The organism is Mesorhizobium sp. M7A.F.Ca.MR.362.00.0.0 (assembly GCF_004023175.1).
In the GTDB taxonomy this organism is placed as follows: Bacteria; Pseudomonadota; Alphaproteobacteria; order Rhizobiales; family Rhizobiaceae; genus Mesorhizobium.
On the sequence record NZ_RZTF01001145.1, the window covers coordinates 1 to 232 of the forward strand.

The 232-nt window shown below is 32.3% G+C and carries 1 protein-coding gene; it reads left to right on the top strand.

Features of this window, described 5'->3' with window-relative positions; translation table 11 throughout:
* Positions 1 to 232, top strand: a 232-nt coding sequence (locus tag EOC06_RS40675) for a hypothetical protein (RefSeq protein ID WP_206631484.1), incomplete at both ends; no start/stop codon positions are given.

The window sequence follows — 232 nt, forward strand, 5'->3', positions numbered from 1 at the left end:
TAGTCTCCAATCAGCTGCAGCGCATCCTCAATAAAGAGACAGAATTAAAACTTTTCTCAGAAACAGAGGTAACAAAAGAACTTCTAAATGAGTTTGATATTATCTTTTCTACAGTAAAACTTTCTATTCAAACTAGCAAACCGGTTATTTTGATAAATGAAATCTTTGATGAACAAGCTATTTCTCGAAAAATAGAAGAAGTAGCATATATGCAAGCGTTTAGGATAAAGGC